Origin of the sequence: uncultured Roseobacter sp., from assembly GCF_947492555.1 — a bacterium.
Classification (GTDB): Bacteria; Pseudomonadota; Alphaproteobacteria; order Rhodobacterales; family Rhodobacteraceae; genus Roseobacter.
Genome location: NZ_CANLNE010000003.1, coordinates 719,928 through 742,076 on the forward strand (window position 1 = coordinate 719,928; position 22,149 = coordinate 742,076).

Sequence of the window (22,149 nt, forward strand, 5' to 3'; positions counted from 1 at the left end):
TGTGCCTCAGGGCTCGATCTGATCCTGCGCAACGCGGGTTTGTAAATCGCGCAACACAAAAACACGGATCGCGGAGGCCAGCCCCATATCGGCCCCGCGATCCACATCAATTTCGGCCACCAGGGCATTGATTGGCTGAGATTTTCGTTCTGCGATTGCACGCAGAGCCTGCCAGAATTCCTCCTCCAGAGAAATCGATGTGCGGTGGCCTTTCAGGGTCACCGAATGCTTGACGGGCCGTCCGCTCATGTCTCGCGCTTGTGGGCTTCCAGATTGCGGGCGATCTTTTCGGCCTTGGCCTTGAGCAGGTCTTTCTGCGCCTTGGTCTGACCGAAATTGACCGCGTTTTCATCCGCACGGGCCTTGCGGGAGGCCCGGTTGCGCTCTTTGCGCACTTTGTTGAGGTTCACAGGGGTGCTCATTTCGGGCCAATCATGTTTTCCGGACGCACCACGCGCTCGAAGGTTTCAGCATCCACAAATCCCAGGGCAATCGCTTCTTCCTTGAGGGTGGTGCCGTTTTTATGCGCGGTCTTGGCGACCTTGGTGGCGTTATCATAGCCGATTTCCGGCGCCAGTGCCGTCACCAGCATCAGGCTTTCGCGCATGAGTTTCTCTATTCGGTCCGCATCGGCCTTGAGACCGACAACCAGATTGTCGGTAAAGGCCGAGGCCGCATCGCCCAGCAGCTGCATCGACTGCAAGACGTTATAGGCCATCATCGGCTTGTAGACGTTCAGCTCAAAGTGACCCTGAGAGCCGGCAAAACCAACGGCGGCGTCGTTGCCAAAGACATGGGCACAGACCTGGGTGAGCGCCTCACATTGGGTAGGGTTCACCTTGCCGGGCATGATCGACGAGCCGGGTTCATTTTCGGGCAAGACCAACTCGCCCAAGCCACAGCGTGGGCCGGAGCCGAGCAGGCGAATGTCGTTGGCGATCTTGAAGAGGGAGGCCGCCACGGTCTTCAACGCGCCGGAAATCTCCACCATCGCGTCATGAGCCGCCAGCGCTTCGAACTTGTTGGGCGCGGTCACGAAGGGCAGGCCGGTGATCTCGGCCATGTTGGCGGCCACGGTCACGTCCCAGCCCTTGGTGGTGTTCAGCCCGGTGCCCACAGCGGTGCCGCCCTGTGCCAGCTCGTAAATGCGACCCAGCGCGTCTTTCACCCGCTGGATGCCCATGGCAACCTGATGGGTATAGCCGGAAAACTCCTGGCTCAGCGTCAGCGGCGTCGCGTCCTGCGTATGGGTGCGCCCGATCTTGATGATGCCATCGAATTCCTCAACCTTGGCCTGCAGGGCACCGTGCAGCTTTTCCAGCCCCGGCAGCAGCACGTCCCGCGCGGTCATCGCGGTGGAGATGTGCATGGCGGTGGGGAAGGTGTCGTTCGAGGATTGCCCCATGTTGCAGTGATCGTTCGGGTGCACCGGGTCCTTGGAGCCGATCTGCCCACCCAGAATTTCGATGGCGCGGTTGGCGATCACCTCATTGGCATTCATGTTCGACTGTGTACCCGAGCCCGTCTGCCAGACCACCAGCGGGAAGTTGTCGTCGAATTTGCCCGCGACCACTTCGCCTGCCGCCTGCACAATCGCGTTGCCCCGATCTGCGTCCAGCTTGCCCAGCTCGATATTGGCCTGCGCGCAGGCCTTTTTGATCACCCCCAGCGCACGTACCACGGCGACAGGCTGTTTCTCCCACCCGATGGGAAAATTCATGATCGACCGCTGCGTCTGTGCGCCCCAGTATTTGTCGGAAGGTACCTCCAAAGGGCCAAAACTGTCGGTTTCTGTGCGGGTCTGCGCCATGATATCTTCCCTGAAATTACGCTACATGCGGTGTAGCCTTGCCGGTGGCGCGGTGCAACGGGCAGATGCCGCCGCAGGGGGGGCTTGCGCAAATTCTTGTGATCGCTTTACCGCTCGCCCGACGCCGATGGCCGTTGAATAGACGCAGAAGAATGTTATCTATTAAGGGGAAGTCGCGGCGTTTCTGCCGTATCGTCGCTGTGCGTTGACAAAAGGACTATCCTGATGAGAGCTGTGTACCAACCGTCTTTGTGGCTTTGTGCGCGGTTCCTGGCAGCCTTGGTCCTGCTCAGCATGGCGGTGGCTGCACAGGCCGACATTGAACGGTTTGTCGGCAGCTACTATGGCTCTGCCAAAGTCTCCCTGGCGGACGGCAGCTCGCAAAAGCGCGATATGAGCGTCGAAATCTCGGAAACCAAGGCGGGTTTCTCTGTCGCCTGGACCTCCACGACATACCGGCCCGACGGCTCCACCAAGGACAAGTCCTACAAGATCGAATTCGTGCCTTCGGATCGCGGTGACGTCTATGCCTCCGCCATGAAACGCAATGTCTTCGGCCATGACGTGCAACTGGATCCAATGAAGGGCGAGCCTTACGTCTGGAGCCGGATCGACGGGGACACGCTGAGCGTCTATTCGCTTTTCGTCGCAGAGGACGGCGGCTATGAGATCCAGCAATTCAACCGTACGCTGGCGGTTGGCGGGCTCGATCTCGACTACAAAAGCGTGCGGAATGGAGAAATCCAGCGCACCGTGGCCACGTTTCTGGAAAAGCAGTAACGCCTATTTACGGAAGCTGTCGAGAGAGACGATCTCCGCATCCTGCGGTTTCTTCTCGATTTTCTCTTCTTCAGCTTTCACCGGCAGCTTGTCGTCCGGCTTGACGGCGGGCAGGGGAGCCGCGGCCAGATCGGGCGCAGAGGGTGTGTCCTCCTCCTCGCCCTGGGTCTCGAAACGCAGGCCAAACTCGACCGACGGATCAACAAAGGTCTTGATCGCGTCATAGGGGATATAAAGCGGCTCCGGCGCATCTCCGAAGTTCAGCGTGACGGAAAACCCGTCATCGGCCACGTCCAGCTTGTCATACCAGTGCTGCATCACCACGGTCATCTCACCGGGGTAGCGATCCGACAGCCAGTCGGCCAGTTCCGCATCTGGATGGCTGGTGTCGAAGGTGATGAAGAAATGATGCGCGCCGGGCAAGCCGTTGTCAGACACATCTTGCAGCACTTTACGGATGAGGCCGCGCATGGCCTCATGCATCAGGTTGCCATAATCAATGCTGCGGCCCATCGTGATCCTCTGAGCTGTACGGGATGTTAACTTAAATCATAGCCGATTCCCGCGCAGAGGAAAGAGGGTGCATGCGGAATTAGGGCGCCGCTCAGAAAGCGCTGAAAAGAAGGCCTGCCAGCGCCATGAGTGCCAGCGTTTCGACCATTCCGCGTTTGAGACCGAGGAGCAGCCCCGCCGCCAGGATGGTCAGGATCAGAGCAGAGATGTTCAGGGAGGCAAATTCCGGCACCGGTGCTGCGTGCCAGTCCGACGTTCCGACCCCTTCAAACAGCACGTGGATCGCAAACCAGACCGCGAGGTTCAGGATTACCCCGACGACGGCGGCGGTGATGGCGGCGAGCGCTGCGGAGAGGCGGGGCTTGGTTGCGATCAGGTCGAGATAGGGGCCCGCCAGGAAAATCCACAAAAAGCAGGGTGTGAAGGTGACCCAGAGCGTCAAGGCTCCGGCGGCGATGGCCATGCCGATCCCGCCCTGCGCGTATCCCGCCAGCAGCGCCACGAATTCGGTCACCAGAATCAATGGACCGGGTGTCGTTTCGGCAAGCCCGAGCGCGTCGATCATCTGCGGGGTGGTGATCCAGCCGTAGTCCTGCACCACGGTCTGTGTCATATAGGCCAGCACCGCATAGGCCCCGCCAAAGGTCACCACGGCCAGTTTCGAGAAAAAGAGCGCGATCTGCGTCAGGAATACCTGATCCGCGAGCCAGACCGCCAACACTGGCAGCGCCCAGAGGGTGCCCCAGATAGCAACTGTTTGCAGGCTGCGCGGCCGTGCAGAGGGCACCACCTCTGTCTCGGGTGGCGTGCCGTTTTGTGTCGCGGCACCGTAGAGGGCCGCCAGCAGGATGATCAGGGGAAAGGGCAGGCCGAGGGCAAAGAGGGCCAGAAACGCGGCCCCGGCGAGCACCATGGCGCTGCCTGTGGTCAGGGCCTTGCGCGCCACTTTAAGCAGGGCTTGCAGAACAATGATGATGACGGCGGCCTTGATACCTGCAAAGGCCGCCTGCACCAGAGGCACCTGACCGTAGAGCGCATATCCCAGGGCGAGCAACAGGATCACCAGCGCGCCCGGCAGCACAAAGAGAAGCCCTGCGATCAGGCCCCCCAGCGTACCCCGCAATCGCCACCCTGCGTAGGTGGCAAGCTGCATCGCTTCCGGTCCCGGCAGCAGCATGCACAGAGACAGCGCCCGCAGGAATCCGTCTTCGGTCAGCCAGCCACGCTCTTCAACCAACTCCCGGTGCATCAGCGCAATTTGTGCGGCGGGGCCGCCGAAGGACAGCAGGCCGATGCGCCCGAAGGCGCGCAGCAACGCGCCCGTGTCGGGCGGGGTCATTGCGCCGCCTCTCGCTGCCAGTCGTGGGTTTCGCTCTGGCCATCGCGCGCCCAGCGGTAGAGCGCGTCATAAAGCGCCATGCCTGCCTCCAACTGCGCCAGATCATCGCGAAACCCGCGCGACAGACCGATGGACAGGGCCAGCAGCCCGGCGGCCTCGGGCACCTGCGACAGCCTATTGGTGTCCGCCGCGCGTATGACCTCAGCCATCTTTTCCAGCGCGGGCGTGCTCAGGCCGAAGCCTGTGCACATCATATCGAAGGTGCAGCGCGGGCCGTCATGGCTCCAGCGCGCGCCGACAATGTCGAAGGCGGTGGCCTCGAATTTCTCGGCGACGGCTGTGACCTCGGACGGGGGCACAAAGAGAAATTCGGCCTGCGGGTCGACAAAACGGCGGATCAGCCAGGGGCAGGCGATGCGGTCGATCTTGGGACGCCAGCGGGTGACCCAGCGACTGCCCGTGCTGAGCGTGGGGAGGGCCGCAGCGGGCACCCGTGGCAACCCCGCAGCGTGCCAGCCCTGGTTACCGCCTTCCAGCACTTGGGCGGGGACGCCCCGCGAACGCAGGACGGCGGCGGCCCCATGGCTGAGCTTGAGGCCTTTCTGGCAGATCACAATCACCCGTTTGCCGATGAGATCCGGCGCCAGTGCGTCCACCTCCTTGTGCGGACACCGCCGCGCCGTGGGCACCAGATACGGGTCGTCCTGAAAATCGTCATCGATGCAGACGTCGATCACGACAGGGGCCTGCGGTGTGCCGATGAGACGCATGAGAGAAGTCGGGGAAATAGAGGCGAATTGCGCCATGAAAAGCATCCTTTTGGTACGTCAACAGGATGCGATACTTGGGCCTGAGCCTCACGGGGCGATCGCGAACTCCCCATATCGCAGGGGTGCCACGGATCAAGATGTCAGGTCAATGTGGAATTTTCAGCGTAGAACAGTGCCACCCAGCAACAGTGCATGGGTGTTTTCCGGCAATTGTCCGAGCTGTTCAAAGAAGCGGATGAAGTCGAAGCAGGGATAGCTTTCCGCTTTGCGATCACCGTCGAACCGCAGCATGATCTGCTGATAGACCTTGACAGGTTTGTGGGTTGCAACGGTGCGGCAGTTGATCTCCAGCATGGCGCTGAGCCAATCGCCTTCCTCAATAGAATGCACCATGTCGACCCGGATGTCGGTCACGAAACTGCGCAGCACAGAGACCCATTCGCGAATTTCCGACGGCTCTATCCCGAGGTTCTGGACGATGTACTGGTCGTGCGACTCCTGCACGAAATAGTCGTCGACAACATCGAACTGACCCTCTTCCCAGACGGCCTTGTACCAGTTTTTCAGAATGTCGGCTTTGGTCACGACATGGCCTCGAGTTCTTCTGATACCAATGTACCCATCGCGCGTTGAGGAACCCTTAACGCTTGGCGAAACCCAGTGAATTGAGAGAGAAGAGTAGTGCAGGCTTCTGTTGCCAGGTGCCTGCGAACCCCGCCTTACGTCGCTAAACGCAAGGAGTTAGGTTTCAGTATCTCAGGTCGCTTACGCGGCCATTGCTACTGGAGCACGATTGTCATTTGCAATTGTACATGTTTCGCCGATAACGGTGGCAGACAGCCGAGACAAAGCAAACCCCTTTAGACGTTCGTCGATCCTGTTTCGACCCCATGATCCCCAAATGAAGGATGGTGGTGGAGTCGCCGGGTACCGCCCCCGGGTCCGATCCGCTTATTACGAGCGCGTTTATGTCCATAGTCCCGAGGGACATCGCAGATATAGGCGTATTGACGGCAAATCTCAAGAGGCAAGCCGTAGGGTTGGAAGATGGCAGCCTTGCCGCGCAAACGGTCAATTTTTAAATAAATTCAGAAGGTCATGCCCGCTTTCTAAAGTTAGTCGTAAATCCCACATCAAGTGATTTGCGGTCTGCAATCGAACGGCAGGCGCCTGTCTGCGCAATCTCAGATCGGATTGGCGAGCAGGAAGGCCACGGCAAGAGCGACCTCGATCCCGCCAAAGACCAGCACCTTGCGGCGCGGTGGGTCGTCAAAGATCAGCGACAGGCCGCGCCCGATAGCGGCACCGAGGAAAGCGAAACCGATCGTCGCGTAGGCCACCGGGTCATCCAGCCAGAGTGCTGCAAGTCCCGCCACCACAAAGAGTCCGCCCACGGAGGCACGCATCTCGCTCAGCCCCATGGTGCTGGTGGTCGGTGCGAGGTCAAGCGCGGCGGCGGTGTAGCGCGGGGCGACAAATCCAAAGAGCCCGAAGGCAATCGTCAGCAAGCTGGCAGTGATGTTCACGATATCGGTCATGATGCCAGACCTAGCGGGGCACGGCCCCTTGGCAAGATGTTACGGCAGCACCACCGGCTCCGGGCGTCCCATGCGACAGAGATCGCAGATGCGCACGGCTTCGGTGATCCCCATCTCGGCCAGGGCACGGAAATCGGGCAGGGTGTAGGCGTCGGCGGCGCTGAGGTCGACGTCGTAGCCCAGATCCTGGAAGGAGGCGATGGAGAGGCGGCTGATCGGACGCTGAGCGCCAGAGAGAAAACCAGTCAGCAATTCATCGCCAAACACCAGCTCGCGCCAGTGGCCTTCGCGGGTGCCTGCACCGCCAGTATTGGCAATGGGCACGGCCGCACCCGTGCCGCCAAGCGTCTGGTACTCGCGGATCGCCTCGGACCCGGTGAATCGTGGGTCATTTGTGCCGCTGGCCTCCACCAGTCCCGCGCGCGTCCAGAGCGTGCCGAACCCAAGCACATGTGCCATCTCATGCAGCACCACGTCCTCGAAACTGGCGTTTGTCTCAAGCCGTTCGACGTCGGCGGTGTCGAACTGCATGATGCCTGCCACCGGCAGTTCCGATCCCGGACGCAGGGCGGTCGGCCCGGCCTGACCCAGCACGCCTTCCGGCCCGTCGATGGGGGCGATGGAGACTTCTATGAGCAAACCGTCGAGTTGGCGGCCCTCAAACTGGATGGGTTCGAAGGCAGTGTCGATGATCGCGTCCCAGCGGTCGGCGGCACGGGCAAAGGCGCTGCGCCTTGGGTCTGAAATCGGGGTGGTGAAGTCGAGTGTGATCATCTGTGCACCTGTCTCAATTACGGCGGCCGCGGGGGCGGCGTTCAATCACAGGTAGGGTCAGATATACCTGTTTGAAACAGGCTGGCGTGGCGGCGGCGTAAATCTGCGGGCTTGACGTATCCGAGCGGCGGGTTCCGGCGTATCGGCGTCAGCTGCGTGCCGCGCGGGCCGCAAAGACGCTTTGCGCCAGGTCCTGGGTTTCGGTTTCCAGTGCGGTCAGGGCGGCCAGCGTTGTCGCGCCGTCACCAGCTTCAACTGCATCGGCGATGTCGGTGTGCAGTGCGATGATACGGGCGCGGTCGCGGGCGGTGAAGGTGATCATGTTCATCAGCGGCTGCATCGCCTCGACCGCACCTGCCAGTTGATACGACAACACCGGGTTGCCCGCGCCATCGACCAGCGCGCGGTGAAAGGCCACATCAGAGGCACAGAAGGCTTCATCCGTCAGGCCCGGTTGTGATTGGCGGTGAATCTCGGCGCGCATAGTCGCCAGATGGTCAGGGGTGCGGCGCGCGGCGGCGAGCGGCGCACAGGCGCGCTCCAGCGCATAGCGCGCCTCGCAGGCGGTCTCGAAGCTGACCGCGTTCATGCTGAGCAGCAGCGTCGAGGTGGTGATCTGCTGAGGCTGTGCTGCCTCAAAGCTCAGCCGGTTCACAAACGCGCCACCCGTGGCCCCCCTCTGGGTCCGGATCAGCGACTGCGCCGCCAGCCGTTTCAGCGCCTCGCGCACCGTCGGGCGGGAGACGTCGAATTGCTCGGCCAGCTCTGCCTCTGAGGGCAGGCGTTCATCAACGATCAACCCGCCCGAAATGATCGCATCGCGGATTGCGGCGGCGATCTGCGCGGAGAGGTCGGCGGGGTTATCGGGATCGATTTTCATATGTCTTACATTTAATGTTTGCCCGGGTTCTAATTGTCTGGCATTTGAATCGCAAGGAGACAAGACGACTCATGCACGCCACCCTGCGCACCACCCTCTGGCTGGGCTTTTTCGCCGCCATTCTGGCGGCGTGGTGGGTGATGTACTTGATGAGCGTCGATATGGATCTGGACCTGCTGGGCCGTCCGGGGCCGCAGGGGCAGGCGATGGCCGCGATGGATCCGCGGATGCCCATGTATATGCCGATGGCGAATTTCGGGCCGCTCTTTTGGATGTGGGCGATCATGATGGCGGCGATGATGCTGCCGACGCTGGTGCCGACGCTGCGGGCCTATGAGGACCTGATGGTCAGTGCCAATGGAACGCGCGCGGGCTGGCTGGGCGTGCTGTTGGGGTATTTCATTGTCTGGGTCGTCTTTGCCGCCGTGATCACCGGCGCGCAACTGGTGCTGCTCTTTGGCGGTGTGGTGGACATGCTGGGCATCGCGCGCAGCCCGTGGGTCGCCGGCGGATTGCTGCTGGCCGTGGGGGCGTTCCAGTTCACGCGGGCCAAGGAAATCTGCCATGGAGTGTGCCATGCACCGGCGATGTACTTCCTCGGACATTGGCGCACCGGGTTTGCGGGCGGGTTGCGCATGGGACTGGGGCTGGGCGCGTTTTGCGTCGGCTGCTGCTGGGGGTTCATGTCGCTGGGGTTTGTCGGCGGCGTGATGAACCTGGCGTGGATGGGGCTGGCGACCCTGTTCATGGTGATCGAGAAGCTGCCTCAGATCGGGCATTATGTAACAAAACCCATGGGTGTGCTGCTCTGTGCGGCAGGTTTTTGGGTGATCGTGGGAGGATAGAGAATGGCCAAGAACAGGAAGGCGGATGCGGATCGTTTGCCGATTTCGCAGCGCATCGACCAGCGGATGCCGAACCCAAAGCGACGGCAGACCAGCCCCACCGAATGGGCGATCAAGGGCGAGCTGTTTCTGAACTGCTCCTGCACGGTGTTTTGCCCCTGCGTGGTCAGCCTGGGTGCACATCCGCCCACCGAAGGGCATTGCCACGCCTGGATGGCGATTGCCATTGATGAAGGGCACTATGAGGGTGAGGACCTTGGCGGGCTGAACATCGGGCTGCTCGTGGACATACCGGGGCGTATGGGCGAGGGGAACTGGAAAGTGGCCGCCTATGTCGATGAGCGGGCGACCGGCAAGGCGTACAATGGGATTCTGCAGATTTTCTCGGGTGCGGCGGGCGGCACCACGGGGCTCTTTACGATGCTGGTGAGCGAGATCATCGGCGCGGAACGCGCGCCCGTCGAGATCGTGCGCGAGGGCAATCGCCGGTCGATCATGATCGGGCGCAAGATACAGGGCGAGATCGAGATGGTGGCCGGCAAGGACCCGGAACATCCGGTGATGGTGAGCAATTCGAAGTACTGGATGGGTCCCGACATCATCGCGGCCACAGGGCTGAAAAGCCGGGTGCGCGATTATGGCCGGGTGTGGGATTTCGGCGGAAAATCGGCCGAGATCTGCCCGATTGACTGGAAAGGCCCCAAGCCGTGATCGACCCGACCTATGCGCAGATGATGGCGCGCTACAACGCCTGGCAGAACCGGTGGATGTTCGCGGCGGTCGAGTCGTTGAGCGATGAGGCGCGGGAGGCCGACCGGGGGCTGTTCTGGGGGTCGATCCGGGCCACGCTCAGCCATCTGATGTGGGGCGACTTGATGTGGATGTCGCGCTTTGATGGGGGTGAGGGGCCGTCAAAGCCCTTGAATGAGACGGACAACGCCTATGCCTGGCCCGAACTCATGGCAGAGCGCCCTGCTGTGGATGCGCGTATCACCCGTTGGGCCGCGGGTGTCGCCGATGAGGCGTTCGATGGAGATCTGACCTGGTGGTCGGGTGCTGCGGGGCGTGAGATGTCGAAGTCTTATGCGCTCTGCGTGGTGCATTTCTTCAACCACCAGACCCATCACCGTGGACAGGTGCACGGGGCCTTGACGGCACTTGGGGTGAAGACCGACGACACCGACATTCCCTTCATGCCAGAGGATGCCTGAGATGGCGCTGATCTCTCCGTCGCGGCGGCTGCGCCGTACGCCCTTTTCCGCCGGTGTCGAGGCGGCGGGCGTCAAGGCCTATACGATCTACAACCACATGCTGCTGCCCACGGTCTTCGAGAGCGTCGAGGCGGATTACCACCACCTGAAGAACAACGTGCAGGTCTGGGATGTCTCCGCCGAGCGGCAGGTGGAGTTGCGCGGGCCCGATGCGGCGCGGTTGATGCAGATGCTGACGCCGCGCGATCTGAGGGGCATGTTGCCGGGGCGGTGTTTTTACGTGCCGATTGTCGATGAGACGGGCGGCATGCTCAACGACCCGGTAGCGGTGAAACTGGCCGAGGACCGTTGGTGGATTTCCATTGCCGACAGTGATTTGCTGCTCTGGGTCAAAGGGATTGCCAATGGCTGGCGGCTGGATGTGCTGATCGACGAGCCGGATGTGAGCCCGCTGGCGGTGCAGGGGCCGAAGGCGGAGGATTTGATGGCGCGGGTCTTTGGCGAGAGCATCCGCGACGTGCGTTTCTTTCGCTTTGGCCTCTTTGAGTTTGAGGGGCGCGAACTGGCGATTGCGCGCTCGGGCTATTCGAAACAGGGGGGCTTCGAGATTTACGTGGAGGGCGGCGATCTGGGCATGCCACTGTGGAACGCGCTTTTCAAGGCGGGCGAAGACCTGAACGTACGGGCGGGCTGCCCAAATGCCATCGAACGGATCGAGGGCGGGCTTCTGAGCTATGGTAATGATATGACCGACGACAATACGCCGCATGAATGCGGGCTGGGGCGGTTCTGTGACACGCAGACGGCCATTGGCTGTATCGGCCGCGACGCGCTTTTGCGCGTGGCCAAAGAGGGGCCGGTGCAGCAGGTGCAGGCGATTGCCATTGAGGGTGATCCGGTGCCGGGCTGTGACCGGGTCTGGCCGCTTTTTGGCGGTGGTCGGCGCGTGGGACAGGTCACCTCGGCCGCGTGGAGCCCGGATTTTGAGACCAATGTGGCCATTGGCATGGTGCGCATGACCCACTGGGACAGTGGCACGGAGCTGGAGGTGGAGACGCCGGATGGCATGCGCAAGGCCGTGGTGCAGCCCGGATTCTGGGCCTGACGACAGGCATGCGCTGGCGGATCGCTTGTGCATGCATATTTGGAGAACAATGAAGCAGGGGCGTGCCCCCGGATTGGGAGATGTGAGATGTTCAAGGCACTTGTGGTGAGCAAGGATGAGGAAAGCGGCAAGACATCGGCGGCTGTGCAGGAGATCGGTGAAGATCAACTGCCGGCGGGGGATGTGACGGTTGCCGTCGAATACTCGACGGTGAACTACAAGGACGGGCTTTGCATCGGACCGGGGGGCGGGCTGGTGCGCAATTATCCGCATGTGCCGGGGATCGATTTTGCCGGGACCGTCGAGGCCTCGGACGATGATCGCTATGCGCCGGGTGACAAGGTGGTGCTGACTGGCTGGCGTGTCGGTGAGGCGCATTGGGGCGGCTACGCGCAAAAGGCGCGGGTCAGGGGGGACTGGCTGGTGCCGCTGCCTGATGGGCTGGATACACGCAAGGCCATGGCTGTGGGAACCGCCGGGTTTACTGCAATGCTCGCAGTGATGGCGTTGGAAGATCATGGGCTGACAGTGGGTGATGGCCCGGTGCTGGTGACGGGTGCCGCCGGGGGTGTCGGGTCGGTAGCTACGGCGATTCTGGCCTATCTGGGGCATGATGTCGCCGGTGTGACAGGGCGCCCTGAAACAGCCGATTACCTTAAGGAGCTAGGGGCAACGCAGATCGTGGCACGGGAAGAGATCAACGAGACCGTCAAACGACCGCTTGAGGCGGAAACCTGGGCGGGTTGTGTGGACGCGGTTGGAGGTGCGATGCTTGCACGGGTTCTGGGGCAGATGAAATACGGCACGTCCGTTTCGGCTGTGGGCCTGGCTGGCGGTGCTGGCCTGCCTGCGACAGTGATCCCTTTTCTGCTGCGTGGCGTAAACCTGCTCGGCATTGATTCCGTCATGCAGCCTTATGAAAACAGGGTGCGGGCCTGGAAGCGCATCGCGTCTGATCTGCCCATGGACAAGCTGGAGGCCATGGTGCACCCGGCAACGCTTGGGGATTTGCCGCAGCTGGGTGCGGATATCCTGAAAGGGCAGGTCAAGGGCCGGGTGGTTGTGGATGTAAACGCTTAAGCAGGTTCCAAAAGGCAGGAGGTGGTCACTGACCGTGCCACCTCTGCCGGATTGCCGGTGCACGGGTGCGGGTTTACTCTGTGTGCTGGTGCCACATGTCGGTGATAATTTTCCAGCCGTCGTCTTCGGGTTGCAGCACGAAGAGATAGGTGCCTGTTGCGTCCATCCCCGCAGTTTCAATCACGGCTTCGACTGATCCGATCATGACTGCGAGAGTTGCATCTTCGGAAACAAAAAGGTGGTCGATGGTGTGGGTGACCCTGCCTGCGTTCTCCGTCACAAAGTCAAAGAGTTCGCGTGGCCCGGCAAGGCCATGGCGGACGGGCGCACCTTGCGCAATCCAGAGTGTGTCTTCTGCGTAGAGGCTGACCAGTGCGTCCGCATCAGAACTTGCGGCTGACGCGTTGAAGGTATTGTTGAGGGCTGTCAGGCTTGAGAGTGCCGAATCCGCAGGCGTTTCGGCAAGTGCCAGACCGGGTGCTATGCTCAATGCTGCAAGAAGGGTGATTTTCTTCATCTGTTCTGTTCCTCGAGATGTTCGATCGGGCGTGATCAGGCGGCGGCTGAGACGGGATCGGGACGGGCAAAAATGACCTCGCGGGTCACTTGCCAGCGATCATCCTCAAACAAAAGATCAATGCTCAGCACAAGAATCCGGTCGGCGCCTCCGAGATCTACCTTGCGCGTGATCAGCACATGGCCGACGTTTCCCGACGCTTCGATATCGTGGTACTCGGCCCAGGTGTTCGGGTGTCCGGTGGCGTCGTCATTCATCGCTTTCAACATCGAGATGAACCCGTCTTTGTCGTGCTGAATCAGGTTGTTATCCGTATCTATCATGTGGATTTTCATGTCGTGGTGGTAAATTCTGTCCAATCCTCTCAGGTCGGATGTCGTGCCGGCGACGATCAGCGCCTCGATGGTTTCACGGATGGCAGTGACTTTTGTGTCTTTGGTCATGGCGTCTTTCTGTGCATTTAGGGAAGGCGGGATGAGGCCTTGCTTTGGAATTTATAACGAACGATATAGATATATGAAAAGCAAACCGTCAAGAGTTATATTATGAACGATACAAAAAGAATTGGACGACCGCGTGGCTTTGATGAAAACGACGCGCTTATGGCGGCGATGAACGTATTCTGGGCAAAAGGGTATGACGGCGCGTCGATGAAAGACCTGACCAGGGCGATGGGGATCAGCGGGCCGAGCCTCTACGCGGCCTTCGGGGACAAGCGCGCGCTCTATTTGAAGACGATAGATCGCTATGCGGACGTCGATGCCTGCGCGCCCATCGTTGCGTTCGAGGCGGAACCCGATATCGAAAAGGCGGTGCGTGGTTTTCTGACCAGCGTTATCTCCTCTGCCACGGATCCTGAGGACGGCACGCGCGGTTGCTTTCTTGCCTCTTGTGTCTCTACCAGTGTCGGGCAGGTGGAAGGCGTTGACGAGCGCATGGAAAAGGCGATCGACGGCACCGATCTTCGCCTTGCGCAGCGCTTTGATCTGGAAAAGCAAAGGGGCGTTCTACCCGCGGATTTCCCGTCACGGCTGCGGGGACGGCTCATGTATGACATGCGGCAGGGATTCGTGTTTCGCGGGCGGGCCGGGTGGTCTGGCGAGAGCCTGATGGAAGATATCGAAGATCGTGTTCAGATGATCCTTGCGATATAGGTTTCACAATTTTGGAATAGGTCGCCGAATGCCGTTAGTGCTCCGGTTCCCATCGAACAGTAACTAAAAAAGGCGCCCGGGGTGGGCGCCTTTTCGTTGTTTTGTAGAGTTTTATTCTGCCGGTTGTGGATCCGGATCGCTTACGGCAATGCCAGCTTTCTCGCGACGGCCATCGTTAAAGAGCGCCTTGATTAGCGACAGCACCATCAGCACCATCACCATGGTAAAGGGCAGGGCGCCGATGATCATGGCGTTCTGCAAGGCGGAGAGACCGCCACCGCCCGCCAACAGCAGCGTGCCGATCACCAGCGTGAGGATCACACCCCAGATGATGCGGTGCTTGACACCGGTTTCCTCGGCGCCGCCAGACATGATGGTGTTCATCACCAGTATGCCGGAATCCGCAGAGGTCACTAGGAAAGTCATGATCAGAACCACGCACATGATCACCAGCCCCTGAAGTAGACCGCCCGAGAGCATCTGTTCCAGCGTCACGAAGAGTTTCGCGGAGTTGGAGGCGGCAATGATCGCGCCATCTGCGCCGCCGGTGATCTCCAGGTCAATGGCGGTGCCGCCCAGAATGGTCATCCAGGCAAAACACACCAGCGCAGGAGCAATCACCGCGCCGAGCACGAATTCACGCACTGTACGGCCCCGGGAGATGCGTGCGAGGAAGAGACCTACGAAGGGCGAGAAGGCGATCCACCAGGCCCAGTAGAAGGTGGTCCACCCGGCCTGCCAGCCGAAGAGGCGCCCCTGATCGCCTGCGTCATAGGCTGCGGCAAGGTCGGCAGCGGGCAGGCTGGCTGCTGCGCCCTCCAGACCGCCGGTGAAGCCGTCAAGGCTGCCCCAGGGGTTCGTGGCTCCGGCGTAGACCGCGCCCAGTTCCTCTGCAGGCAGGGCCTGCACGGAGGCAGGCGCAACGGCTGCAAAAGCCTCCTGGCTCAGCGGTGCGTAGGCCTCAAAACTGAGGTTCACGAAGGCGATCAGGTAGTCGATCAGCGCCGTGACATAGGTGGTCATCGCAAAGAGGAAGGAGCCGAAGATGATGAAGGTCAGCAGCAGGATCAGCGACAGCACGAGGTTCAGGTTCGACAGGTATTTCACCCCACGTCCGACTCCCGATACGGCTGAAATGATCGACATGCCCATGATCACCACAAGCGCTGCAATCAGACCGGTCTTGGTGGCTTGCGGGGTCTCACCGCTTGTATCCATCATCCACTCCGCTCCGGTAATCGCATAGACACCGTCGACAAGCTGACTGACACCGAAACCGATGGTCACAGACACGCCGAGGATCGTCGCAACCACGCCAAGAACGTCGATGATGTGCCCGAAGAATCCATTGGCAAAACGCCCGATCAGAGGCGTCAGAGCGGAGCGGATTGTCAGCGGCATGCCGCGGGTGTAGGCGTAATAGGCAAGGCTCAACCCGGTGACCACGTAAATTGCCCAAGCGTGAAACCCGTAGTGCAGGAAGGTGTAACGGTAGGTGCTGGTCAGTGCCTCGGGCGTATTGCCGGATACGTCCCCTGCAACAACAACGGGGTTCGATCCCCAGAGGCCAAGGGGTTCCGCCGTTGCAAAAGTCATCAGACCGACACCCAGACCGGCGCCGAACATCATCGAGAACCAGCTGAAGTTACTGAACTCGGGCTTCTGTCCCTGTATGCCAAGCACCCGGCTTCCGGTCGAGGGGATCAGCGCGATGATGATCAGGAAGAACGCGAAAGCACCGACCGAAATGATGTAGAAGGTGTTAAAGGAGTTCAGCAACGTGCCGTTGATCTGTGACAGCATCGCCCCCGCGCCCGCAGGAAAGACCAGGGCCCAGAGGACCAGAAGCACCATCCCGACTTTTGAGATCAATGCGATCGGAAGGCTGTAGCCTTCGTAGAAACCGGAGTCCTGAGTGTTGATCTCAAGCTCCGTAAACGGCGGTTTGACAGACATAGGTTTTCTCTCTGTTGCGATCCGGCCGTCTGTGCGGGCCGGTATCGGGGTCAGACCAGCGGATGTCGAGAATGCGCCAAACGTTTCGTCAGGCGCAGTCGCCAGTCATTTGGTACGGGTGAGCATGCCACGCGTTCGGGGACTGTGACAAAGGAATAATGGGACCGGTGTCAATTCAGCGACACTTCTGGTTTGGAAACGACCAATGCCCTGCTTGCTTGACGTGGCGTCCGGGCAATTTGGGTTCTTGACCTGCTGCGCTACAGGATGGACGGTGCGGGCATGAAACTAGATACAGACTTCGTACGCAGCCAGTTTCCGGCCTTTGACGTGCCATCGCTTCAGGGGCAGGCCTTTTTCGAAAACGCGGGTGGGTCCTATACCTGTGCGCCGGTGATTGACCGACTGACGCGTTTCTACACCGAACGCAAGGTGCAGCCCTATGCGCCCTATCCGGCCAGCCAGCTGGGCGGGGCGGAGATGGACGAGGCGCGCGCCCGTATGGCCGCAATACTGGGCGTGGAGACAGACGAGCTGAGCTTTGGTCCCTCGACCACGCAAAACACTTACGTACTTGCGCAGGCCTTTGCCGAAATGATGCAGCCGGGCGAGGCGATCGTGGTTACCAATCAGGATCACGAGGCTAACTCCGGCCCGTGGCGCAGACTGTCTGCGCGGGGGATTGAAATCCGTGAATGGCAGCTGAACCCGGAGACCGGGCATCTGGACCCGGAGGATCTGGAGGATCTGCTGGATGACACCGTCCGGCTGGTCTGTTTTCCGCATTGTTCCAACGTGGTGGGAGAGATCAATCCGGTCACGGAGATCACTGCGCTGGCCCATGCCGCCGGGGCCTTTACCTGCGTGGACGGTGTGTCCTATGCACCGCATGGCTTCCCGGATGTGGGCGCGCTGGGCCCCGATATTTATCTCTTTTCCGCGTACAAAACCTATGGGCCGCATCAAGGGCTGATGGTGATCCGACGGACATTGGGCGACTTGCTGCCCAATCAGGCGCACCACTTCAATGGCGATGCGCTGTACAAACGCTTCACGCCCGCCGGGCCTGATCATGCACAGATTGCCGCCTGTGTGGGCATGGCGGATTATGTAGATACGCTACATGCGCATCATTTCGCGACCGACGCGAACCCCAAGGAGCGGGGCCGAGCGGTGCACGATCTGATGCGTTCGCATGAAGAGGTGCTGCTGACGCCGCTGCTGGACGCTGTGAAGGCCCGCAATTCCGTGCGGCTGATCGGGCCGAAAGAGGCCTCCGGGCGTGCACCCACCGTTGCACTGGCGCTAACGCGTCCGGGGGAGGCCGTGGCAGAGGCGCTGGCCGCCCATGGCGTCATGGCGGGCGGTGGTGATTTCTACGCCGGGCGGGCTCTGGATGCCATGGGTGTGGACAGCGAACTGGGTGTCCTGCGCCTCAGTTTCACCCATTATACAACCTCCGGTGAGGTCGATCAGCTTTTAAATGCGCTTGACGCGGTTCTGTGACCTTTGCCGGTGATCCAAAGCGAGGGGACTTGCGTAGCTTTTGAAATGAATTGCAAAGGCTTCGCTCTGTGAGCTCATCTCCTGTTCTTGTCTGGTTTCGCCGGGATTTCCGGCTGAGCGATCACCCGGCCCTGCACGCAGCATGTTCCACCGGACGGCCCGTGATACCCGTTTTCATCCACGATGAAGCCGTTGCCGAGCTGGGCGCAGCCCCCAAGTGGCGTCTGGGGCTGGGTCTGGAGGCCTTCGGTCACGCGCTTGCCGACAAGGGCAGCCGGATGATCCTGCGGCGCGGCCCGGCGCTTGAGGCGCTGCAGGCGCTTTTCGAGGAGACGGGGGCCAGTGCGGTCTATTGGACGCGGCTTTACGATCCCGACGCGGTGGCGCGGGACACGCGCGTGAAATCCGCCCTGAAAGAGCAGGGGGTGGAGGCACGGTCATTCGGCGGCCACCTGATGTTCGAACCCTGGAGGGTCGAGACCAAGACAGGCGGTTTCTACAAGGTCTACACCCCGTTCTGGAACATGGTGAAAACCCGCGATGTGGAGCCGCCGCTGGAGGCCCCAGCACAGCTTGCCGCGCCAGAGAATTGGCCCGAAAGCGACGCCGTGGAGGATTGGGACCTGGGGGCGGCGATGAACCGTGGCGCCGATGTAGTTCGCCCGCATGTGCGGCTGGGCGAAGCCGCTGCACAAGAGCGGCTTGGCACCTTCATCGAGGATATCGTCGCCGACTATGACACCACCCGGAACCTGCCGGGTGTCGACGGCACCTCCGGGCTGTCGGAAAATCTCGCCCTGGGCGAGATCAGCCCGCATCAATGCTGGCATGCGGGCCTGCGCGCGCGGCAGGAGGGCAAGACCGGCGCGGAGACCTTCCTCAAGGAGCTGGTCTGGCGCGAGTTTGCCTATCACCTGATGCATCACACGCCCCGCATCCTGACGGACAATTGGAAAGAGGATTGGGATGCCTTTCCGTGGCGCGAAGACGCCGACACGGAGGCCGTTCAGCGCTGGAAACAGGGGCGCACCGGGCTGCGGTTCGTGGATGCGGCGATGCGGGAGATGTATGTGACGGGCCGCATGCACAACCGCGGGCGCATGATCGTGGCGAGTTACCTGACCAAGCACCTCATGACCCATTGGCGGATCGGCATGACGTGGTTCGAGGACTGCCTGATCGACTGGGACCCGGCCAGCAATGCGATGGGGTGGCAGTGGTCGGCGGGGTCGGGCCCGGACGCTACGCCCTACTTCCGCGTCTTCAACCCGGTCACCCAGCTGGACAAATTCGACCCCAAGGAAGACTATACCCGCCGTTGGATTGCCGAAGGCCTGTCGCAGCCCTCGCCGGATGCCCTCTCGTATTTTGACGCAATCCCGCGCCGCTGGTCGTTGTCGCCCGAGGCGGCATATCCCGCACCGGTTGTAGCAGCCGATGAGGGCCGAAAAGTCGCACTTGATGCATATGAAAACAAAGGCTTCTGAAACTCTTGATCGCGCTTTTGCGTGTATCTTACAGTCAGGCACGAAAAGCGGAATGACCATGATCCTCACCACGACCGACGGCCACAAAGACCTGCCGCGCTACTTCTCGCGTGTTTTTGCCATGGCGCAGCAGATGAACTACGGGCGCGTCGATTTCGTGCTGCCTGATGGGCGGCGGTTTCGGGCCGACGGCAAGGCGCCCGGGCCGATTGCTGAACTGCAGGTGCACAATAACGATCTTTTCGCCCGATTGATCCGCGAGGGTGATCTTGGATTCTGCGATGCCTATCTCGATGAATGGTGGTCGACACCGGATTTGCAGGCCTTCATGGATCTGGTGCACGCGGACAACGAAGACATCTACGACGGTTTCCCCGGCATGGCCCTGGTGCGCAACTTCGAAAAGCTGCGCTTTTGGCTGCAACGCAACCACAAGGCACAGGCGCGCCGCAACATCAGCCATCACTATGATCTGGGCAATGAATTCTACGGGCTCTGGCTGGATGACACGATGACCTATTCCTCGGCACTCTTTGAGACTGGGCAGGAGAGCACGGAAAAGGCGCAGATCGCCAAGTATAAATCCATGGTGGATGAAATGGGTGCGCAGCCCGGCGACCATATTCTGGAGATCGGCTGTGGCTGGGGTGGGTTCGCGGAATATGCCGCACGGGAACGCGGTCTGAAGGTGACCGGGCTAACCATCTCCGAAGAACAGTTTAAGTACGCCAAAGAACGCATTGAAAAAGCGGGACTTTCCGAGAGCGTGAATTTCAAGCTGCAGGATTATCGGGACGAAACCGGACTGTACGACGGGATTGCGAGCATCGAGATGTTCGAAGCCGTTGGCGAAAGATACTGGCCCACGTATTTCGAGGTGCTGCGCGACCGGCTGAAGCCGGGCCGCAACGCGACCTTGCAGATCATCACCGTCGCGGACCGGCGCTGGACGGTCTACAAGCGAGGCGTCGATTTCATTCAGAAGTACATTTTTCCGGGGGGCATGCTGCCAAGCCCGTCGGCGCTGCGCGACCAGATTGGTCGGGCCGGTCTGGCGGTTGAGCAATCCATAGAGTTCGGCGGCAGCTATGCCATCACGCTGCGCCGCTGGCATGAAACCTTCAATGAAAAGTGGGATCAGGTCAGCACTTTAGGCTTTGACGACCGGTTCCGGCGATTGTGGAATTTTTACCTCACCTCTTGTGCTGCGACCTTTGAAAGTGCCAACTGTGATGTAACACAGATTACCGTGAAGCGGCCGGGATAGGGTCGCAGGACGTACGAAGGAACGATAAATGCCCGACGCAGCCCGATTAGTTGCAGCCATCTGCATTAGCATTGTCGCCCTTATCGTTTCATTCCAGGTCATTCCGCTGATGCCGGAAAGTACTGATTTCGGGTGGTTTCTCTATGTGAACCCGGCGATTGGCGCCTTTGTGGGGTGGACAGTCATGGGCAAGCGCGCAGGGCGCGGTGTGGCATCCGCGATCAACAACGGTTTTGGCGGTGTGCTGGTGCTTGTCCTCTGGGGGTTGTTCATTCACTCCTCGGTGCAGATGTTCGACCGGGCCATGGCCAATTGGTACAACAACGCGTTTCAGGCGCTGTTGGCGATTGTGAAGTTCATGGCCGAATACGGGCTTGTTTTGATCAATCCGCTTGTGATCTTCACGATGGTCGCGGGCGGCGTTCTGTCGGGCCTCGCCACCGAATACGCTTGGCGGACATGGCGCTGAGCAGGATAACCACCCCATGACACCGCTGTTCTTTTTTGGCACGCTGCGCCATCCGGCGTTGATTGAAGCGGTGGTCGGGGACACCAGCCATATCGACCTGAGCGGGGCGGCTCTGCCCGGATACTGCATTCATGCGGTTGCAGAAGGACCGTTCCCCACCATTGCCGAGGATGCCGCGGGTGAGGCCGAAGGTGTGCTTGCCGACGGCGTGACGGAGGCCGACCTCGCACGGCTGGACTACTACGAGAAAGCCTTTGGCTATGTGCTGATCGACGTCACTCTTGCAGATGGTCGTGCGGCGCGGGCTTATATGCCGCCCGTTGGTTTGTGGACAATGCGAGGGCCGTGGTCATTGGACGACTGGGCGCGCGACTGGGGGCCGCTCAGCGTGATCGCGGCCCGCGAGGTCATGGGTTACTTTGGGGTCAAACCCCCCGAGGAGATCGCGGGAATGTTCCCGATGATCCGGGCGCGGGCCTGGTCGCAGGTGAATGCGGCAGCCGCTCGACATGGCGACGGCACACTGAAAGGCAAGATCGACGTGGCCGAGCGGCGACGGGTCTACGCCAACTATTTTGCGATAGATGAATACGATCTCCGGCACCAACGGTTTGACGGTCATATGACCGAGACCGTGACGCGCGCGGTTTTCCTCGCGGCCGATGCGACGCTGGTGCTGCCCTACGACCCCGTCCGGGATCGGGTCTTGTTGGTGGAACAGATGCGCATGGGACCGCTGGCGCGGGCGGATGCATCCTGCTGGCAGCTGGAGCCTGTCGCCGGGCGCCTTGACCCCGGCGAGACGGCGGAACAGGCCGCCCGCCGGGAAGCCATGGAAGAGGCGGGGCTGTTGCTGGGAGATCTTCATGCCGTGGGCGAAACTTATGCCTCGCCGGGCAATTCCTCGGAGTTCTACTACAGTTTCGTTGGCATGGCAGATTTGCCCGACGATGTGGCCGGTGTCGGCGGGTTGGAAGAAGAACACGAAGACATCCGCGCGCACCTGATGTCTTTCGACATGCTCTTGGAACTCTGCGATACCCGTCAGGTTGCCAACACGCCCCTGGCACTGATCGCCTACTGGCTGGCCCGGCACCGCGACCGATTGCGCGCCACCTCTTGAGGTCGCGTCGGTGCGCGGCTAGGTG

25 protein-coding genes and 1 other RNA gene are annotated in these 22,149 nt (G+C 60.9%); 12 read left to right on the plus strand and 14 right to left on the minus strand.

What is annotated here, in order from left to right; genetic code table 11:
- Nucleotides 1-6: 6 nt before the first annotated feature.
- From Q1A07_RS16645 to fumC, 3 genes are read right to left on the minus strand one after another with little or no spacing between them, the layout of a single operon-like run.
- Nucleotides 7-249 carry a ribbon-helix-helix domain-containing protein gene (locus Q1A07_RS16645; RefSeq protein WP_299783153.1) on the minus strand — a complete coding sequence of 81 codons (243 nt, stop codon included), beginning with the start codon at nt 247-249 and terminating at the stop codon, nt 7-9.
- Entirely contained in the window at nt 246-422 is a 177-nt protein-coding gene (locus tag Q1A07_RS16650) for a DUF4169 family protein (RefSeq protein WP_195819145.1), read from the minus strand. The genes Q1A07_RS16645 and Q1A07_RS16650 overlap by 4 nt, the downstream gene beginning before the upstream one ends.
- Nucleotides 419-1,810 carry a class II fumarate hydratase gene (gene fumC, locus Q1A07_RS16655; protein WP_299783154.1) on the minus strand — a complete coding sequence of 464 codons (1,392 nt, stop codon included), beginning with the start codon at nt 1,808-1,810 and terminating at the stop codon, nt 419-421. The genes Q1A07_RS16650 and fumC overlap by 4 nt, the downstream gene beginning before the upstream one ends.
- A gap of 225 nt (nt 1,811-2,035) precedes the next feature.
- Here fumC and Q1A07_RS16660 point away from each other — a divergent pair, with 225 nt between their 5' ends.
- The gene (locus Q1A07_RS16660) at nt 2,036-2,590 is read left to right on the plus strand and encodes a hypothetical protein (RefSeq protein ID WP_299783155.1); all 555 of its coding nucleotides are present in this window, start codon (nt 2,036-2,038) and stop codon (nt 2,588-2,590) included.
- 3 nt (nt 2,591-2,593) lie between these two features.
- Here Q1A07_RS16660 and Q1A07_RS16665 read toward each other — a convergent pair whose 3' ends face one another.
- From Q1A07_RS16665 to Q1A07_RS16700, 8 genes are all read right to left on the minus strand, one after another.
- Nucleotides 2,594-3,103: a ClpXP protease specificity-enhancing factor SspB gene (locus Q1A07_RS16665; RefSeq protein WP_299783156.1), complete on the minus strand. Its 510-nt coding sequence runs from the start codon at nt 3,101-3,103 to the stop codon at nt 2,594-2,596.
- A 91-nt stretch (nt 3,104-3,194) separates the two neighbouring features.
- Nucleotides 3,195-4,442 carry a chromate efflux transporter gene (gene chrA / locus Q1A07_RS16670; protein ID WP_299783157.1) on the minus strand — a complete coding sequence of 416 codons (1,248 nt, stop codon included), beginning with the start codon at nt 4,440-4,442 and terminating at the stop codon, nt 3,195-3,197.
- On the minus strand, nt 4,439-5,248 hold the full coding sequence (locus Q1A07_RS16675; protein WP_299783158.1) for a sulfurtransferase/chromate resistance protein: 810 nt from the start codon (nt 5,246-5,248) through the stop codon (nt 4,439-4,441). The genes chrA and Q1A07_RS16675 overlap by 4 nt, the downstream gene beginning before the upstream one ends.
- A gap of 123 nt (nt 5,249-5,371) precedes the next feature.
- On the minus strand, nt 5,372-5,797 hold the full coding sequence (locus tag Q1A07_RS16680; RefSeq protein WP_299783159.1) for an ester cyclase: 426 nt from the start codon (nt 5,795-5,797) through the stop codon (nt 5,372-5,374).
- Between the two features lie 95 nt (nt 5,798-5,892).
- Nucleotides 5,893-6,240: a transfer-messenger RNA gene (ssrA, locus tag Q1A07_RS16685) on the minus strand.
- A gap of 156 nt (nt 6,241-6,396) precedes the next feature.
- Nucleotides 6,397-6,750, minus strand: coding sequence for a DUF4345 family protein (locus Q1A07_RS16690; RefSeq protein WP_299783160.1), 354 nt, complete (start codon nt 6,748-6,750; stop codon nt 6,397-6,399).
- Nucleotides 6,751-6,789: 39 nt separating this feature from the next.
- A complete protein-coding gene (locus Q1A07_RS16695) occupies nt 6,790-7,524 on the minus strand; it encodes a leishmanolysin-related zinc metalloendopeptidase (RefSeq protein WP_299783161.1) in 735 nt (244 codons plus the stop codon).
- A 148-nt stretch (nt 7,525-7,672) separates the two neighbouring features.
- Complete coding sequence (locus Q1A07_RS16700; RefSeq protein ID WP_299783162.1) at nt 7,673-8,404, minus strand: FCD domain-containing protein; 732 nt, start codon at nt 8,402-8,404, stop codon at nt 7,673-7,675.
- Nucleotides 8,405-8,475: 71 nt separating this feature from the next.
- Between Q1A07_RS16700 and Q1A07_RS16705 the strand changes: the two genes are divergently transcribed.
- From Q1A07_RS16705 to acuI, 5 genes are all read left to right on the plus strand, one after another.
- On the plus strand, nt 8,476-9,249 hold the full coding sequence (locus tag Q1A07_RS16705) for a DUF2182 domain-containing protein (protein WP_299783163.1): 774 nt from the start codon (nt 8,476-8,478) through the stop codon (nt 9,247-9,249).
- A gap of 3 nt (nt 9,250-9,252) precedes the next feature.
- A complete protein-coding gene (locus Q1A07_RS16710; protein ID WP_299783164.1) occupies nt 9,253-9,960 on the plus strand; it encodes a DUF1326 domain-containing protein in 708 nt (235 codons plus the stop codon).
- Nucleotides 9,957-10,460 carry a DinB family protein gene (locus Q1A07_RS16715; protein WP_299783165.1) on the plus strand — a complete coding sequence of 168 codons (504 nt, stop codon included), beginning with the start codon at nt 9,957-9,959 and terminating at the stop codon, nt 10,458-10,460. The genes Q1A07_RS16710 and Q1A07_RS16715 overlap by 4 nt, the downstream gene beginning before the upstream one ends.
- Before the next feature lies 1 nt (nt 10,461).
- On the plus strand, nt 10,462-11,565 hold the full coding sequence (locus tag Q1A07_RS16720; protein ID WP_299783166.1) for a dimethylsulfoniopropionate demethylase: 1,104 nt from the start codon (nt 10,462-10,464) through the stop codon (nt 11,563-11,565).
- A gap of 87 nt (nt 11,566-11,652) precedes the next feature.
- On the plus strand, nt 11,653-12,645 hold the full coding sequence (gene acuI / locus Q1A07_RS16725) for an acryloyl-CoA reductase (protein ID WP_299783167.1): 993 nt from the start codon (nt 11,653-11,655) through the stop codon (nt 12,643-12,645).
- A gap of 73 nt (nt 12,646-12,718) precedes the next feature.
- On the opposite strand, the gene Q1A07_RS16730 is transcribed toward acuI, so the two are convergent.
- Together Q1A07_RS16730 and Q1A07_RS16735 are read right to left on the minus strand one after the other, a co-directional pair.
- Nucleotides 12,719-13,162 carry a nuclear transport factor 2 family protein gene (locus tag Q1A07_RS16730; protein ID WP_299783168.1) on the minus strand — a complete coding sequence of 148 codons (444 nt, stop codon included), beginning with the start codon at nt 13,160-13,162 and terminating at the stop codon, nt 12,719-12,721.
- A 35-nt stretch (nt 13,163-13,197) separates the two neighbouring features.
- Complete coding sequence (locus tag Q1A07_RS16735; RefSeq protein ID WP_299783169.1) at nt 13,198-13,605, minus strand: hypothetical protein; 408 nt, start codon at nt 13,603-13,605, stop codon at nt 13,198-13,200.
- Between the two features lie 102 nt (nt 13,606-13,707).
- Between Q1A07_RS16735 and Q1A07_RS16740 the strand changes: the two genes are divergently transcribed.
- Complete coding sequence (locus tag Q1A07_RS16740) at nt 13,708-14,316, plus strand: TetR/AcrR family transcriptional regulator (protein ID WP_299783170.1); 609 nt, start codon at nt 13,708-13,710, stop codon at nt 14,314-14,316.
- Between the two features lie 111 nt (nt 14,317-14,427).
- Here the strand turns inward: Q1A07_RS16740 and Q1A07_RS16745 are convergent, their stop codons facing one another.
- Nucleotides 14,428-16,272 (minus strand): BCCT family transporter, encoded by a 1,845-nt coding sequence (locus tag Q1A07_RS16745; RefSeq protein WP_299783171.1) that lies wholly within the window; start codon nt 16,270-16,272, stop codon nt 14,428-14,430.
- A gap of 282 nt (nt 16,273-16,554) precedes the next feature.
- Between Q1A07_RS16745 and Q1A07_RS16750 the strand changes: the two genes are divergently transcribed.
- The 5 genes from Q1A07_RS16750 to Q1A07_RS16770 all read left to right on the plus strand — a co-directional run bounded on the left by Q1A07_RS16750 (nt 16,555) and on the right by Q1A07_RS16770 (nt 22,124).
- Entirely contained in the window at nt 16,555-17,778 is a 1,224-nt protein-coding gene (locus Q1A07_RS16750) for an aminotransferase class V-fold PLP-dependent enzyme (protein WP_299783172.1), read from the plus strand.
- Between the two features lie 68 nt (nt 17,779-17,846).
- Nucleotides 17,847-19,265 (plus strand): deoxyribodipyrimidine photo-lyase, encoded by a 1,419-nt coding sequence (locus Q1A07_RS16755; protein ID WP_299783173.1) that lies wholly within the window; start codon nt 17,847-17,849, stop codon nt 19,263-19,265.
- Nucleotides 19,266-19,323: 58 nt separating this feature from the next.
- A complete protein-coding gene (locus Q1A07_RS16760) occupies nt 19,324-20,532 on the plus strand; it encodes a cyclopropane-fatty-acyl-phospholipid synthase family protein (RefSeq protein ID WP_299783558.1) in 1,209 nt (402 codons plus the stop codon).
- A 28-nt stretch (nt 20,533-20,560) separates the two neighbouring features.
- Nucleotides 20,561-21,001 carry a TrgA family protein gene (locus tag Q1A07_RS16765; RefSeq protein ID WP_299783174.1) on the plus strand — a complete coding sequence of 147 codons (441 nt, stop codon included), beginning with the start codon at nt 20,561-20,563 and terminating at the stop codon, nt 20,999-21,001.
- 16 nt (nt 21,002-21,017) lie between these two features.
- Nucleotides 21,018-22,124: an NUDIX domain-containing protein gene (locus tag Q1A07_RS16770; protein WP_299783175.1), complete on the plus strand. Its 1,107-nt coding sequence runs from the start codon at nt 21,018-21,020 to the stop codon at nt 22,122-22,124.
- Nucleotides 22,125-22,149 lie beyond the last annotated feature (25 nt).

Coding starts and splice junctions, on each gene's coding strand:
- Q1A07_RS16645 (WP_299783153.1), bottom strand. CDS start 249: ATGAGCGGACGGCCCGTCAAGCATTCGGTGACCCTGAAAGGCCACCGC.
- Q1A07_RS16650 (WP_195819145.1), bottom strand. CDS start 422: ATGAGCACCCCTGTGAACCTCAACAAAGTGCGCAAAGAGCGCAACCGG.
- fumC (WP_299783154.1), bottom strand. CDS start 1,810: ATGGCGCAGACCCGCACAGAAACCGACAGTTTTGGCCCTTTGGAGGTA.
- Q1A07_RS16660 (WP_299783155.1), top strand. CDS start 2,036: ATGAGAGCTGTGTACCAACCGTCTTTGTGGCTTTGTGCGCGGTTCCTG.
- Q1A07_RS16665 (WP_299783156.1), bottom strand. CDS start 3,103: ATGGGCCGCAGCATTGATTATGGCAACCTGATGCATGAGGCCATGCGC.
- chrA (WP_299783157.1), bottom strand. CDS start 4,442: ATGACCCCGCCCGACACGGGCGCGTTGCTGCGCGCCTTCGGGCGCATC.
- Q1A07_RS16675 (WP_299783158.1), bottom strand. CDS start 5,248: ATGGCGCAATTCGCCTCTATTTCCCCGACTTCTCTCATGCGTCTCATC.
- Q1A07_RS16690 (WP_299783160.1), bottom strand. CDS start 6,750: ATGACCGATATCGTGAACATCACTGCCAGCTTGCTGACGATTGCCTTC.
- Q1A07_RS16695 (WP_299783161.1), bottom strand. CDS start 7,524: ATGATCACACTCGACTTCACCACCCCGATTTCAGACCCAAGGCGCAGC.
- Q1A07_RS16700 (WP_299783162.1), bottom strand. CDS start 8,404: ATGAAAATCGATCCCGATAACCCCGCCGACCTCTCCGCGCAGATCGCC.
- Q1A07_RS16705 (WP_299783163.1), top strand. CDS start 8,476: ATGCACGCCACCCTGCGCACCACCCTCTGGCTGGGCTTTTTCGCCGCC.
- Q1A07_RS16710 (WP_299783164.1), top strand. CDS start 9,253: ATGGCCAAGAACAGGAAGGCGGATGCGGATCGTTTGCCGATTTCGCAG.
- Q1A07_RS16720 (WP_299783166.1), top strand. CDS start 10,462: ATGGCGCTGATCTCTCCGTCGCGGCGGCTGCGCCGTACGCCCTTTTCC.
- acuI (WP_299783167.1), top strand. CDS start 11,653: ATGTTCAAGGCACTTGTGGTGAGCAAGGATGAGGAAAGCGGCAAGACA.
- Q1A07_RS16730 (WP_299783168.1), bottom strand. CDS start 13,162: ATGAAGAAAATCACCCTTCTTGCAGCATTGAGCATAGCACCCGGTCTG.
- Q1A07_RS16735 (WP_299783169.1), bottom strand. CDS start 13,605: ATGACCAAAGACACAAAAGTCACTGCCATCCGTGAAACCATCGAGGCG.
- Q1A07_RS16740 (WP_299783170.1), top strand. CDS start 13,708: ATGAACGATACAAAAAGAATTGGACGACCGCGTGGCTTTGATGAAAAC.
- Q1A07_RS16745 (WP_299783171.1), bottom strand. CDS start 16,272: ATGTCTGTCAAACCGCCGTTTACGGAGCTTGAGATCAACACTCAGGAC.
- Q1A07_RS16750 (WP_299783172.1), top strand. CDS start 16,555: ATGAAACTAGATACAGACTTCGTACGCAGCCAGTTTCCGGCCTTTGAC.
- Q1A07_RS16760 (WP_299783558.1), top strand. CDS start 19,324: ATGATCCTCACCACGACCGACGGCCACAAAGACCTGCCGCGCTACTTC.
- Q1A07_RS16765 (WP_299783174.1), top strand. CDS start 20,561: ATGCCCGACGCAGCCCGATTAGTTGCAGCCATCTGCATTAGCATTGTC.
- Q1A07_RS16770 (WP_299783175.1), top strand. CDS start 21,018: ATGACACCGCTGTTCTTTTTTGGCACGCTGCGCCATCCGGCGTTGATT.